We start from the raw sequence: 14,093 nt of genomic DNA, 5'->3' as shown, positions 1-14,093 counted from the left end.
CATCCTCGGAAAATGAACGATATCGCGCATAACCTGGCACATGTCCGGGACAAAATCTCAGCCGCCGCGACGCGTTGCGGGCGGTCTTCAGAAGAAGTTATGTTGCTTGCAGTCAGCAAAACCAAACCTGCGAGCGCCATCGAAGAAGCCATTACCGCAGGGCAGCGTGCCTTCGGTGAAAACTATGTCCAGGAAGGGGTGGATAAAATCCGCTACTTTCAGGAAAAAGGCGTCAACGATCTGCAGTGGCACTTTATCGGCCCGCTGCAGTCCAACAAAAGTCGTCTGGTCGCCGAGCACTTTGACTGGTGCCATACGATCGACCGTCTACGTATCGCTGCCCGTCTGAGCGAACAGCGCCCGGCAGACCTGCCGCCGCTGAATGTGCTGATCCAGATTAATATCAGCGATGAGAACAGTAAGTCAGGGATTCCGCTGACAGAGCTTGATGCCCTGGCCGCTGAAGTCGCTGCGCTGCCGCGCATTACCCTGCGTGGTTTGATGGCTATTCCCGCTCCTGAGTCAGATTATGTAAGGCAGTTTGAAGTTGCACAGCAAATGGCTGTAGCATTTGCCGGGTTGAAAACACGCTATCCAAATATCGATACGCTCTCGCTGGGGATGTCTGATGATATGGATGCCGCTATCGCGGCGGGTAGCACGATGGTGCGCATCGGCACTGCCATTTTTGGTGCTCGTGATTACACTAAAAAATAAGGAAAATTAAGGAACACCATGAATACGTTGACCTTCCTGCTCTCAACGGTAATTGAGCTGTATACCATGGCGCTGCTGCTGCGCGTGTGGATGCAATGGTCTCGCTGCGATTTCTACAACCCGTTCTCGCAGTTTATTGTGAAAATCACTCAGCCCATTATTGGGCCGTTACGCCGTATTATTCCTCCGATGGGGCCCATTGACAGCGCATCAGCATTAGTCGCGCTCGTTCTCAGCTTTATCAAAGCCATCGTGCTATTTAAGGTGGTCACGTTCCAGCCGATCATCTGGATCGCCGCCGTGCTGATTCTCCTGAAGACCATTGGGCTGCTGATTTTCTGGGTGCTGCTGGTAATGGCGATTATGAGCTGGGTCAGCCAGGGTCGCAGCCCGGTGGAGTACGTGCTGATTCAACTGGCGGATCCGCTGTTGCGTCCTATCCGTCGCATACTTCCAGGCATGGGCGGGATCGATTTCTCCCCAATGATTCTGGTTCTGCTGCTCTATGTCATTAACATGGGTATCGCGGAAGTGTTACAGGCGACAGGCAACATGCTGCTGCCGGGGCTGTGGATGGCGCTATGAGTGCCGTTACACCCTGCGACGACGGTCTGGTTTTACGGCTCTATATTCAGCCGAAAGCCAGCCGTGACAGTATTGTGGGTTTACATGGCGACGAAGTTAAAGTCGCCATTACCGCCCCGCCGGTCGATGGACAAGCCAACAGCCATCTGGTGAAGTTTCTCGGTAAACAGTTCCGCGTAGCGAAAAGCCAGGTCGTTATTGAGAAGGGCGAGCTTGGTCGTCACAAACAGGTTAAAATTATTCATCCGCAACAGATCCCGCCCGAAATTGCGGCGCTAACTGATTAGGTATCCCATGCAAAAAGTTGTCCTCGCGACCGGCAATGCCGGTAAAGTGCGTGAACTCGCCTCTCTTCTGAGTGATTTCGGTCTTGATGTTGTTGCCCAAACGGATCTGGGAGTTGATTCTGCAGAAGAGACCGGACTGACGTTTATTGAGAACGCCATTCTGAAGGCGCGTCATGCCGCGCAAATTACGGGTTTGCCAGCCATTGCTGATGACTCCGGCCTGGCAGTAAATGCCCTTGGCGGCGCGCCGGGTATCTATTCAGCCCGCTATTCCGGCGAAGATGCGACCGATCAGCAGAACCTGGAAAAACTGCTGCACACCCTGCGGGATGTCCCGGATGACCAGCGTCAGGCGCAATTCCACTGCGTGCTGGTGTATATGCGCCATGCGGACGATCCCACGCCTTTAGTGTGCCACGGAAGCTGGCCGGGCGTGATTACCCGTGAACCGGCCGGAAACGGTGGTTTTGGTTACGACCCAATCTTTTTTGTGCCGTCCGAAGGAAAAACAGCTGCTGAGCTGACCCGCGAAGAAAAAAGTGCGATTTCTCACCGCGGACAGGCACTGAAGCTGCTGCTGGATGCCCTGCGCAATGGTTAACCTTCCGCCGCTAAGTCTTTATATTCACATCCCCTGGTGCGTGCAGAAATGCCCGTACTGCGACTTTAACTCGCATGCGCTTAAGGGCGAGGTTCCTCATGACGACTATGTTCAGCACCTGCTGAGCGATCTGGATACTGAGGTGGCCCATGCCCAGGGGCGCGAAGTAAAGACAATTTTTATCGGTGGTGGTACGCCGAGCCTGCTTTCTGGCCCGGCAATGCAAACGCTGCTCGACGGCGTGCGTGCACGGCTGAATCTGGCCGCAGATGCAGAAATCACAATGGAGGCGAATCCCGGGACGGTGGAAGCCGATCGCTTTGTTGATTATCAACGCGCTGGCGTAAACCGTATCTCAATTGGCGTACAGAGCTTTAGCTCCGCCAAACTCGAGCGTCTGGGACGTATTCACGGACCGGAAGAAGCCAAACGAGCAGCACACCTGGCGAGCGGTCTGGGGCTACGCAGCTTTAACCTCGACCTGATGCATGGTTTGCCAGATCAGACGCTGGAAGAGGCGCTGGGCGATTTACAGCAGGCCATCGCGCTCAACCCACCGCATCTTTCCTGGTATCAGTTGACCATCGAACCCAACACGCTGTTCGGTTCCCGACCGCCTGTTTTACCAGACGATGATGCGCTGTGGGATATTTTTGAGCAAGGCCACCAGTTGCTGACCGCCGCCGGGTATCAACAGTACGAAACCTCAGCCTATGCGAAGCCGGGCTATCAGTGTCAGCACAACCTTAATTACTGGCGTTTTGGCGACTATCTCGGTATTGGCTGCGGCGCGCATGGCAAAATTACGTTCCCGGACGGGCGCATTCTGCGTACCACCAAAACGCGGCATCCGCGTGGCTACATGCAAGGGCGTTATCTCGAAAGCCAGCGTGATGTCGCCGAAGCCGATAAGCCGTTCGAGTTCTTTATGAACCGTTTCCGGTTGCTTGAGGCCGCGCCTCGCGCGGAGTTCAGACAATATACCGGGCTTACCGAGGACGTTATTCGTCGACAGATCGATGAGGCTATTTCCCAGGGCTACCTGAGTGAATGCGATGAATACTGGCAGATTACTCAACACGGTAAGCTGTTTTTGAACTCTCTGTTGGAGCTGTTTCTGGCGGAGTAATACGGTAACGATGTAGGCCGGATAAGGCCTTGAGCCGCATCCGGCAAATTGCCTGATGGCGCTGCGCTTATCAGGCCTACAGGGTTAGGTCGATGAGCGCAGCCACCTTCAGTCATTAATACTGATTAAACATTTCCTGGATCTGTTTAGGATCCTTGGTTTGAGTCAGCGCAAGCTGCAGCAGAACACGTGCTTTTTGCGGGTTCAGGGAACCTGAAGCCACAAATCCGTATTTTGCATCATCAACTTCTGCATCCTGCGTGGTGGCACCCGTTGGTACACGAGATGAACGCACCACAACGGTACCTTTATGCGCGGCGGTTGCCAGCGTATCGAAAATGGTTTTATACAAGTTACCGTTACCTACACCTGCACTAACGATCCCTGCGTAACCCGCATCTACCAGTGCTTTTGCCGGCAGATCGGAGGCGTTAGCATAGTTGTAAACAATCCCAACTTTCGGCAGCTCGGTCAGCTTAGAAACATCGAACGGAGTAGACGTGGTGTGCTTACGCGCAGGCGTACGCTGGTAGTCGATTTTACCGTTATGAATGTAACCCAACGGGCCGTAGTTAACGGATTTGAAGGTAGCAACGTCGGTAGTGTTAGTTTTAGTCACGTCGCGACCATCCATAACGGTGTCGTTCATCACCACCAGCACTCCGCGGTTGGCAGAGGCTTTGTCTGCGGCAGTTACCACTGCGTTATACAGGTTGAACGGGCCATCAGCGCTCATACCCGTAGATGGACGCATGGCGCCGACCAGCACGACCGGCTTGTTGCACTTGACGGTCAGGTCGAGGAAATAGGCGGTTTCTTCCATGGTATCCGTACCATGTGTCACCACGAAGCCGTCGGTTTTATCACACTCGGTATTAATCTTTTTGGCCAGCGTTAACCAGACTTCGTCATTCATATCCTGGGAGCCGATGTTCACCACCTGCTCGCCTTTAACGACAGCGATATCTTTCAACTGAGGTACGGCCTCAACCAGATTTTCTACGCCAACCTTGCCTGCCGTGTAGTTAGATTTTGTCGCGGAATCACCACCGCCGGCAATCGTCCCACCGGTCGCTAAAATGGTGATGTTTGGCAGTGCAAGCGCCGCGCCGCTGAAACCCATAACCAGTGCGGCAAGTGCCGTTTTCTTGAAAAACTCCATGTTATTTCTCCAGTTACTTGAATTTGCAGCATTATGTCTATCCTACAGATGAATAATGTGACGAGTTCCAATTAACCAGATTTATATCTCCACCAAATTGCCATTCTTAGAGATGGATATCAAAAAAACAGAAATATACAAAATAAAACGGCGCAGAATGTTTCTGCGCCGTTAAAAAGAGGTGAAGATTATTTCAGAGTGCTAACCAGCGTTTTACGATCGTTTTCCAGCGTCACGACGCGGGCACAAACATCTTTGCCAAACTGTTGGAAGTCTTGTTCCTGATTCTTCCATTCGTTTTGAATTGAGGTTTGCAAGCCACCAAGGCTACCGAGCACACCCTGCAACGGATTACCACCGCCTTTGAGTACGGCTTTGGCACCCATTTCGTTGATGCTGTCCTGCAAAATACCGCCCATCGCCTGATTAACCAGCTGTTGTCCGTCCGCGCGGACTTGATCAATCGCCTTATAATGGAAGGTCAGGCCATCAGTTCGATGCTCGATGATACGGTTCATCTGCTCTTTCAATTGCGCATCCAGCTTGGTTAAGCGGCCACGCATGTTGCTACTTTCACCGACCTCTTTGGCGATGATTTTATCCAGCGCCACGCGACCTTTCTCTACGCGCGCTCTGGCACCTTCGTCAATCCACGGCAGGCTGCTACGCAACGCCGCCTGATAATCTTTGGCCTGCTCACGCTGTGCGGCGTTCAGGCTGTACTGTTTACCGTTGAAGGTGACATCGCCGGCCTGGGTAATAATCAGGTCGCCGTTCTCACCCTTCACTTGCACCGTTTGTGGGCTCAAAATCACATCGTCACGCGGGGTGACGCTGCACTGGTAATCTGCATGTGCGGCCATCGCCGTGAACGTTAGGACTGCCGCCAGCAGCGTTTTGCGCATCATATCTTTCCCTCAAGACAAATCGGGCCGGCATTTGCCGACCCTGTGCTACTTAGTCCCACCAAATATCGAAAAGTTCGCTGGTACGCACTTCTTCTAGTTTGTGCTCTTCCAGCCACTTACGCACGATTGCCTGGTGTTCTTCGGTGCATTTGCCGATTTCCTGCAGACAGATCAGACCTTCCCAGGCCAGATAGCCGCTGCCGTCAAAAGCCAGCTTGTTCGGTTCGATAACTTCATTGATAAAGTCATCAACGATTTGATCGACCTGCTCTCCAGATGTACCTTCCGGGAAACGCCATGCAACCGAAAATCCTACTTCCTGGAATTCTTCGATGTGCATCTTTTTACGCAGACGACGGCTACGGTTCTTTGCCATTATTTCACCCTCTCGAACATTAAGTCCCATACGCCGTGGCCAAGACGATGACCACGTTGTTCAAATTTGGTTACCGGGCGCGATTGTGGGCGCGGTACATAATCGTTACTCTCGGACTGGTTTTTATACCCGTCAATGGAGGACATCACTTCCAGCATATGTTCCGCATAAGCTTCCCAGTCGGTTGCCATGTGGAATACGCCGCCCAGCTTCAGCTTACTTAAGATATGCTCAGCAAACGGTACCTGAACGATACGGCGTTTATTATGACGTGCTTTATGCCACGGGTCAGGGAAAAACAGCTGAACCATAGATAAAGAATTGTCAGGAATCATTTTATGCAGGACTTCAACGGCATCATGGCACATGACGCGCAGGTTCTCGACACCCTCTTCATGGGCTGAAGCCAGACACGCACCAACGCCCGGCGAGTGAACCTCAATGCCAAGGAAATTCTGTTCCGGACGCGCTTTCGCCATTGCGACCAGCGACGCTCCCATACCAAAACCGATTTCCAGCGTGACTGGCGCATCACGGCCAAACAGTTCTGCGAAATTTACAGGCTCTTCGCTGAACTCAACGCCCATCACCGGCCAGTAGTTTTCCAGCGCGTGCTCCTGCCCTTTGGTCAGTCGCCCCTGGCGACGAACAAAACTACGAATCCGGCGCAGAGGGCGGCCGTTTTCATCAAATTCCGGTGAAATGACGTCGTTCTTCATAAAAGTTTAGTCTGCTGTGTTTGAGTTCTGAAAACGGGCATTATCCAAAGTTAGTTGCCGGATGCAAGTAAAGGAAGAAAGTGAGCAGCGGAAAGTTCCGGTTTACACCCTGTTGCCGCTGTGCTGCAATCTTGCCCCCGGCAATAATGAAACGGTAATCATGCAAGCGTCTCAATTCTCGGCTCAGGTATTGAGCTGGTACGACAAATACGGGCGGAAAACGCTGCCCTGGCAAATTGATAAGACGCCTTACAAAGTATGGCTCTCTGAGGTAATGCTGCAACAAACTCAGGTTGCGACCGTTATCCCTTATTTTGAGCGCTTTATGGCGCGCTTCCCAACGGTAACGGATTTAGCCCATGCGCCGCTGGATGAGGTTCTGCATTTGTGGACCGGGCTGGGTTATTACGCCCGAGCGCGTAATCTGCATAAAGCCGCGCAGCAGGTTGTCACGCTACATAGCGGTATATTTCCGCAAACTTTTGATGAGGTGGCCGCCCTACCTGGCGTCGGTCGCTCAACCGCAGGCGCGATCCTTTCCCTCTCTCTGGGTCAGCATTTTCCGATTCTCGACGGTAACGTCAAACGCGTGCTGGCTCGCTGTTATGCTGTAAACGGCTGGCCGGGTAAAAAAGAGGTCGAAAAGAAGCTGTGGGAGTTGAGCGAGCAGGTGACGCCCGCCCATGGCGTTGAACGTTTTAATCAGGCGATGATGGATTTAGGCGCCATGGTCTGTACGCGCTCAAAACCTAAATGTTCGCTGTGTCCGTTGGAAAATGGCTGTGTGGCCAGCGCCAATGCAAGCTGGGCGTTGTACCCGGGTAAAAAACCCAAGCAAACGCTGCCAGAACGAACGGGCTATTTTTTACTGATGCAGCATAATGACGAAGTGCTGCTCGCACAGCGACCGCCCAGCGGCTTATGGGGTGGTTTATACTGTTTTCCACAGTTTGACGACGAAGATGGACTGCGCAACTGGCTGGCGCAACGGCAAATTAACGCAGATAATCTGACCCAACTTAATGCGTTTCGCCATACCTTTAGCCATTTCCACTTAGACATTGTGCCTATGTGGCTTCCTGTGTCTTCATTCGGCTCATGCATGGATGAAGGCAACGCGCTCTGGTATAACTTAGCGCAACCGCCGTCGGTCGGACTGGCGGCTCCCGTGGAGCGTTTGTTACAGCAATTACGTGCCGGTACACACGTTTAACGTACCGGTCGATAGAGAGGATTTTTTATGAGCAGAACGATTTTTTGCACTTTCCTGCAACGCGAAGCAGAAGGCCAGGATTTTCAGCTGTACCCGGGCGATCTGGGGAAACGCATCTACAACGAGATTTCTAAAGAAGCATGGGCGCAATGGCAGCATAAGCAAACCATGCTGATTAACGAGAAGAAGCTCAATATGATGAACGTTGAGCATCGTAAACTGCTTGAGCAGGAGATGATCAACTTCCTGTTTGAAGGCAAAGACGTGCATATTGAAGGCTATACACCAGAGTCTTAAGAACCGTTGCCGGATGGCGCTACGCTTATCCGGCCTACGATTTACTCTGGTCCTTGCAAATAACAAACACAACACGCACTCCCGGAATGATGAAAAAATTTCTCGCGCTTGCCGTTATTGCGCCGTTGCTCATCTCCTGTTCCAGTTCGACCAAAAAAGGCGATTCCTATAACGAAGCCTGGGTCAAGGATACCAACGGTTTTGATATTCTGATGGGGCAATTTGCCCATAACATTGAGAATTTGTGGGGATTTAAGGAAGTGCTGATTGCGGGTCCAAAGGACTACGTAAAGTATACCGATCAGTATCAAACCCGCAGCCATATCAACTTTGATGACGGTACGATAACCGTCGAGACCATTGCCGGGACAGATCCCGCCGGACACCTGCGTCGGGCGATTATCAAGACATTGCTGATGGGCGATGATCCGGGTTCTATCGATCTCTATTCCGATGTCGACGACATTAAGATTTCCAAAGAGCCGTTCCTGTACGGGCAGGTGGTCGATAATACCGGCCAGCCCATTCGTTGGGAGGGGCGTGCCACCAATTTCGCTGACTATCTGCTGAAAACACGCCTGAAAAGCCGCAGCAATGGTATTCGCATCATCTATAGCGTGACGATCAACCTGGTACCGAACCACCTTGATAAGCGCGCGCATAAATACGTCGGCATGGTGCGTCAGGCTTCGCGTAAGTATGGCGTCGATGAGTCGCTGATTCTGGCCATCATGCAAACCGAATCCTCATTTAACCCATATGCGGTCAGCCATGCCGATGCGCTGGGACTGATGCAGGTGGTACAGCACAGCGCCGGGAAAGATGTGTTTCGCTCGCAAGGGCGCTCCGGCACACCGAGCCGTAGCTTCCTGTTTGACCCGGCCAGCAACATTGATACCGGTACCGCCTATCTGGCTATGCTCAACAATGTCTATTTAGGCGGCATTGATAATCCAACGTCCCGTCGCTACGCGGTGATCACGGCATATAACGGCGGTGCGGGCAGCGTGCTGCGCGTTTTCTCGAACGATAAAATCCAGGCCGCGAATATTATCAACAGCATGACCCCGGGGGACGTTTATCAAACGCTGACTACCCGACATCCGTCGGCTGAATCACGCCGATACCTTTACAAGGTCAATTCCGCACAAAAATCATATCGACGCCGCTAATATATCCCCTCTTCTGCCCCGGTAAACGGGGCCCGGAAGAGGGTAAAGTGTTAACTCCATCACTCTTTTGCTTTGCAATCAGAAATTGTTTGCAAATATTTGTCACAGGTAACAAAAAAAGAGTGTCCCTCGTTGATAGAATCACATCATCAAGCCCCGGCAAATGTGCCTTTTAAAACATTCATCCGCATTACGGTGTGAGGAAATTAACATGAATCTTAAGCTGCAGCTGAAAGTGCTCTCGTTTCTGCAGTTCTGCTTATGGGGTAGTTGGCTCACTACCCTCGGCTCCTATATGTTTGTCACCCTAAAATTCGATGGTGCATCCATTGGCGCAGTGTATAGCTCGCTGGGGATCGCCGCCGTGTTTATGCCTACGCTGTTAGGGATCGTGGCCGACAAATGGATCAGTGCGAAATGGGTGTACGCCATTTGTCACCTGGTCGGTGCAGCAACGCTGTTCGCCGCAGCCGAAGTCACCACCCCAGGCGCGATGTTCTTTGTGATCTTGCTTAACTCTTTGGCCTATATGCCAACGCTGGGGTTAATCAACACCATTTCTTACTATCGCCTGCAGTCAGCCGGGATGGATATCGTAACGGACTTCCCGCCAATCCGTATCTGGGGCACTATCGGCTTTATCATGGCGATGTGGGGCGTGAGCTTCTCCGGCTTCGAGCTGAGTCATATGCAGCTGTATATCGGTGCAACGCTGTCCGTTGTTTTGGCGCTGTTCACGCTGACGCTGCCGCATATTCCGGTGGCTAACCAGCAGAAAAACCAGAGCTGGTCGTCCATGCTGGGCCTGGATGCTTTCGCGCTGTTTAAAAACAAGCGCATGGCGATTTTCTTCATCTTCTCAATGATGCTGGGCGCGGAACTACAGATTACCAATATGTTCGGTAATACCTTCCTGCACAGCTTCGATAACAACCCACTGTTCTCCGGTAGCTTCATCGTTGAACACGCCTCGGTGATGATGTCGATCTCGCAGATTTCCGAGACGCTGTTTATCCTGACCATCCCGTTCTTCTTGAGCCGTTACGGTATTAAGAATGTAATGCTTATCAGTATTGTGGCGTGGATGCTGCGTTTCGGCCTGTTTGCCTACGGCGATCCGACACCGTTCGGTACCGTGCTGCTGGTTCTGTCGATGATTGTTTACGGCTGCGCCTTCGACTTCTTCAACATCTCTGGCTCGGTATTCGTGGAGAAAGAAGTTCGCCCTGAAATCCGCGCTAGCGCACAGGGTATGTTCCTGATGATGACCAACGGCTTCGGTTGTATTCTGGGCGGACTGGTGAGCGGTAAAGTAGTTGAACACTATACGCTGAACGGTATTACCGACTGGCAGACCGTGTGGCTGATCTTCGCAGGTTACTCGCTGGTTCTGGCTTTTGCCTTCGTTGCGCTGTTTAAATACAAACACGTACGCGTTCCGGCAGGCACCCAAACTATCGCGCACTAACATTTACGCAGAGAAAAGCGGGTTGCCAAAAGGTAACCCGTTTTTTTTTGCGCTTACTTCACAACATATCCATACAGACGCTTAATACCGTCTGCATCCGTTTCACTGTAAACACCTTGCAGCTCCGGCGAGAAGCCCGGCAGCAGGTTAACACCCTCTTCCAGCGCCAGGAAATAACGTTGCACCGCCCCGCCCCAGATTTCGCCCGGTACCACGCACAGAACGCCTGGAGGATAAGGCAGCGCACCTTCTGCCGCAACGCGACCTGCGGCATCACAAATACGCACCAGTTCGACATCACCACGGATAAAGGCGCTGTTGGCATCCTGCGGGTTCATCGCCACGGCAGGCAAACTCTCCTGTCGGAACATCGCTTTTTGCAGATCCTTCACATCAAAGCTGACGTATAAATCGTGCATCTCCTGACACAGTTCACGCAGCGTGTAATCCCGATAGCGTACCGGATACTTGTTGAAGATGGTGGGCAGCACATCTGCCAGCGGCGTATCGTCCTCAATATGCTGCTCAAACTGCGCCAGCATCGCCACCAGTTGCGCCAGTTTCTCGGTGCTTTCTGCCGGGGTCAGCAGGAACAGAATCGAGTTAAGGTCGCATTTCTCCGGAACAATGCCGTTTTCACGCAGGTAATGCGCCAGAATCGTCGCCGGAATACCAAACTCAGTATATTGCCCGGTTTGCGCATCAATGCCCGGAGTAGTTAACAACAGCTTGCAGGGATCAACGAAGTACTGGTCGCGCGCGTAGCCGGAAAAACCATGCCATTTAGCACCCGGTTCAAAGCTAAAGAAGCGGCGCTCGCTGGCAATCACCTGCGTCGGATAGCTTTCCCACGGCTTACCATCAACTACCGGAGGAATAAACGGCTGAATCATCTTACAGTGGGTAAGAATCGCTTTACGGGCCTCAATGCCCAGCGCTACACACTCCGCCCATAGCCGACGCCCGCTCTCGCCTTCATGGATTTTGGCGTTAACATCCAGCGCCGCAAACAGCGGGTAAAACGGACTAGTGGAAGCATGCAGCATAAATGCATTGTTCAGACGTTTATGCGGACAGAACCGCGCCTGACCGCGAATATGGTTATCCTTTTTGTGGATCTGCGAGGTTTGCGAGAATCCGGCCTGCTGTTTGTGTACCGACTGAGTGACAAAGATCCCCGGATCGTCAGCATTGAGCTCCAGTAGCAGCGGTGACCCATCGGCCATCATCGGAATAAATTGCTCGTAGCCAACCCAGGCAGAATCAAACAGGATGTAATCGCACAGGCTACCGATCTTGTCGATCACCTGCCGGGCGTTGTAGATCGTACCGTCATAGGTACCAAGCTGAATGATTGCAAGGCGGAACGGGCGCGGCTGGTCAGCCTTGTGCGGCGCAACGTCACGTAGTTGCTGGCGCAGATACGCCTCATCAAAGCAGTGCTCGTCAATGCCGCCAATAAAGCCAAACGGATTACGCGCCGCTTCCAGATAAACCGGCGTCGCACCTGCCTGGATCAGCGCACCGTGGTGGTTCGACTTATGGTTGTTGCGGTCAAACAGCACCAGATCGCCGCGCGTCAGCAGCGCATTGGTCACCACTTTATTCGCCGCAGAGGTCCCGTTCAGCACAAAGTAGGTTTTATCCGCGTGGAAAACTTTCGCGGCAAATTTCTGCGCATGTTTCGCTGATCCCTCATGAATCAGCAGATCGCCCAGCTTAACGTCAGCGTTGCACATATCCGCGCGGAACAGGTTCTCGCCAAAGAACTCATAGAAATGTCTGCCCGCCGGATGCTTCTTAAAAAACTCACCGTGCTGGTGTCCCGGGCAGGCAAACGTGCTGTTCCCCATTTCGACATACTGGGTAAGCGTGTCATAGAACGGCGGCAGCAACTCTTCCTCATACTGACAGGCAGCAGACTCCAGCTCCAGCCAGTCCTGAGCCTGACCGCGAATCACCGCGTTAACGCCCGCAGGTACATCGACATCAGACTCTGCGAACAAAAACACCGGTATATGAAAACCAGTGCGTTTCAGCAAAGCCAGGATCCCACTGCGGCTGTCCGCAACGGTAATGACGACTGCCGCGACGTCAGTAAAATCGGTGCTGTCCAGCGCAACCACCTGGCGATGGCTGGAAAGACGAGAAGCCAGTTCACCACTGGCGGCAATTTTCATTGATTTCATAAGCGCAATAACCCGTTTCGGGAAAATCAAAAGTCCCGGGCAAAGCCGCATTGCTTTGCCCACGAAATGACGGGTCAAACTGTTTACCAGCCCCGACCGCCAGACATCAGTAAAAGCAGATAGCCTCTGATCTTACTGTTATCCTGCAGTGAGCGTACGCTGCCCTCACCGCATGGTGGCAGAGTATAGATAAGTCGCAGGAAGGGGCGAACGTCGCGCAAAAAGGCGATGTTGAAGGCGATGTAGGGGGAGTAATATCATCCCAGGCAGCCCCATTCAGACAGGAGAAAATTCGCGCAATCATGGCACCTTTCACCTACTGGCGCAAGATAAAATCCTGTGCTTAAACCTCACAGATAAACAAGCATTTCGTCTGACAATAGCGGCATAATAATGCAATCTGAAACATAATTTCACCCAAACAGTTGCCTTTAACATCAAGACGATAATGGGTATGCAGGAGCAAACGTGGTAATCGGACCCTTTATTAATGCCAGCGCCATTTTATTAGGCGGTGTTCTCGGCGCGCTGCTCAGTCAGCACTTACCCGAACGTATTCGGATCTCAATGACCTCAATATTCGGGTTGTGCTCGTTGGGAATTGGTATCTTGTTGGTTATCAAATGCGTTAACTTGCCGGTGATGGTTCTGGCGACACTGATCGGTGCATTAATTGGCGAATTCTGCCATCTGGAAAAAGGAATCAATGCCGCGGTTGCCAAAGCGCAACAGCTTTTCACCAAATCGGATGTCAATGCAACACACGAATCCTTTATCCAAAGCTATGTGGCGATCATCGTGTTGTTTTGCGCCAGCGGGACCGGGATATTCGGGGCAATCCATGAAGGGATGACCGGCGATCCTAATATTTTAATCGCCAAGTCATTTCTCGATTTCTTCACCGCTATTATCTTCGCCTGCTCGCTAGGGATCGCCGTGTCTGCCATTTTCATACCGATGCTGGCAATTCAGTTGACGCTTGCCACCTGTGCAGCTCTGATTTTACCGCTGACAACCCCAGCCATGATGGCCGATTTCAGCGCTGTAGGCGGACTGTTGCTACTTGCAACCGGTTTGCGGATTTGCGGCATTAAAATGTTTGCGGTGGTGAATATGCTTCCTGCCCTTCTACTGGCAATGCCGCTTTCCGCAGCGTGGACGGCTTTTTTTGCCTGAGAATGCGTGCAATAGCAACAATGTGGTGATAGATTGTGCAGTCTGCATTGATTTGAAGAAATTTCGTTGACGAAACGAAGTGAATCGGGTTTAA

Annotated in this window: 15 protein-coding genes; 10 read left to right on the top strand and 5 right to left on the bottom strand. The window is 52.2% G+C overall.

The annotated features are described in order from the left end of the window. Window positions 1–12 precede the first annotated feature (12 nt). The 5 genes from SK39_RS15490 to hemW are packed head-to-tail and all read left to right on the top strand — an operon-like array spanning window position 13 to window position 3,319. Window positions 13–717, top strand: a complete 705-nt coding sequence (locus SK39_RS15490; RefSeq protein WP_048217173.1) for a YggS family pyridoxal phosphate-dependent enzyme — start codon at window positions 13–15, stop codon at window positions 715–717. An 18-nt stretch (window positions 718–735) separates the two neighbouring features. Further along, window positions 736–1,302, top strand: coding sequence for a YggT family protein (locus tag SK39_RS15485; RefSeq protein WP_048217172.1), 567 nt, complete (start codon window positions 736–738; stop codon window positions 1,300–1,302). Next, window positions 1,299–1,589: a DUF167 family protein YggU gene (gene yggU / locus SK39_RS15480; protein ID WP_003027101.1), complete on the top strand. Its 291-nt coding sequence runs from the start codon at window positions 1,299–1,301 to the stop codon at window positions 1,587–1,589. The genes SK39_RS15485 and yggU overlap by 4 nt, the downstream gene beginning before the upstream one ends. A gap of 7 nt (window positions 1,590–1,596) precedes the next feature. Next, the gene (locus SK39_RS15475) at window positions 1,597–2,190 is read left to right on the top strand and encodes an XTP/dITP diphosphatase (protein ID WP_003027104.1); all 594 of its coding nucleotides are present in this window, start codon (window positions 1,597–1,599) and stop codon (window positions 2,188–2,190) included. Then, a complete protein-coding gene (gene hemW / locus SK39_RS15470; RefSeq protein ID WP_032937402.1) occupies window positions 2,183–3,319 on the top strand; it encodes a radical SAM family heme chaperone HemW in 1,137 nt (378 codons plus the stop codon). The genes SK39_RS15475 and hemW overlap by 8 nt, the downstream gene beginning before the upstream one ends. A 115-nt stretch (window positions 3,320–3,434) precedes the next feature. Here hemW and ansB read toward each other — a convergent pair whose 3' ends face one another. From ansB to trmB, 4 genes are all read right to left on the bottom strand, one after another. Further along, window positions 3,435–4,481: an L-asparaginase 2 gene (gene ansB / locus SK39_RS15465; protein ID WP_003027108.1), complete on the bottom strand. Its 1,047-nt coding sequence runs from the start codon at window positions 4,479–4,481 to the stop codon at window positions 3,435–3,437. Window positions 4,482–4,669: 188 nt separating this feature from the next. Continuing rightward, entirely contained in the window at window positions 4,670–5,389 is a 720-nt protein-coding gene (locus SK39_RS15460) for a YggN family protein (RefSeq protein ID WP_003838208.1), read from the bottom strand. A gap of 49 nt (window positions 5,390–5,438) precedes the next feature. Then, window positions 5,439–5,765, bottom strand: coding sequence for a YggL family protein (locus SK39_RS15455; RefSeq protein ID WP_003027115.1), 327 nt, complete (start codon window positions 5,763–5,765; stop codon window positions 5,439–5,441). Further along, the gene (trmB, locus tag SK39_RS15450) at window positions 5,765–6,484 is read right to left on the bottom strand and encodes a tRNA (guanosine(46)-N7)-methyltransferase TrmB (RefSeq protein ID WP_003027117.1); all 720 of its coding nucleotides are present in this window, start codon (window positions 6,482–6,484) and stop codon (window positions 5,765–5,767) included. The genes SK39_RS15455 and trmB overlap by 1 nt, the downstream gene beginning before the upstream one ends. Before the next feature lie 160 nt (window positions 6,485–6,644). Here trmB and mutY point away from each other — a divergent pair, with 160 nt between their 5' ends. The 4 genes from mutY (at window position 6,645) to SK39_RS15430 (ending at window position 10,634) form a co-directional block, all read left to right on the top strand. Beyond that, complete coding sequence (gene mutY, locus SK39_RS15445) at window positions 6,645–7,697, top strand: A/G-specific adenine glycosylase (protein WP_049001615.1); 1,053 nt, start codon at window positions 6,645–6,647, stop codon at window positions 7,695–7,697. A 27-nt stretch (window positions 7,698–7,724) separates the two neighbouring features. Then, window positions 7,725–7,994, top strand: coding sequence for an oxidative damage protection protein (locus tag SK39_RS15440; protein WP_003027126.1), 270 nt, complete (start codon window positions 7,725–7,727; stop codon window positions 7,992–7,994). An 86-nt stretch (window positions 7,995–8,080) separates the two neighbouring features. After that, window positions 8,081–9,166 carry a membrane-bound lytic murein transglycosylase MltC gene (gene mltC, locus SK39_RS15435; protein ID WP_049001609.1) on the top strand — a complete coding sequence of 362 codons (1,086 nt, stop codon included), beginning with the start codon at window positions 8,081–8,083 and terminating at the stop codon, window positions 9,164–9,166. A gap of 211 nt (window positions 9,167–9,377) precedes the next feature. Beyond that, window positions 9,378–10,634, top strand: coding sequence for a nucleoside permease (locus SK39_RS15430; RefSeq protein ID WP_003027130.1), 1,257 nt, complete (start codon window positions 9,378–9,380; stop codon window positions 10,632–10,634). Window positions 10,635–10,687: 53 nt separating this feature from the next. Here the strand turns inward: SK39_RS15430 and SK39_RS15425 are convergent, their stop codons facing one another. Continuing rightward, window positions 10,688–12,823 carry an ornithine decarboxylase gene (locus tag SK39_RS15425; protein WP_003027133.1) on the bottom strand — a complete coding sequence of 712 codons (2,136 nt, stop codon included), beginning with the start codon at window positions 12,821–12,823 and terminating at the stop codon, window positions 10,688–10,690. Between the two features lie 468 nt (window positions 12,824–13,291). Between SK39_RS15425 and SK39_RS15420 the strand changes: the two genes are divergently transcribed. Continuing rightward, window positions 13,292–13,999 carry a DUF554 domain-containing protein gene (locus SK39_RS15420; protein ID WP_003846348.1) on the top strand — a complete coding sequence of 236 codons (708 nt, stop codon included), beginning with the start codon at window positions 13,292–13,294 and terminating at the stop codon, window positions 13,997–13,999. Window positions 14,000–14,093: the final 94 nt, after the last annotated feature.

This window comes from Citrobacter sp. BIDMC107, from assembly GCF_001037575.1.
GTDB lineage: Bacteria > Pseudomonadota > Gammaproteobacteria > Enterobacterales > Enterobacteriaceae > Citrobacter > Citrobacter freundii.
Note: the sequence above shows the minus strand (reverse complement) of the source record. Positions and strands in the feature narration are given on the sequence as shown.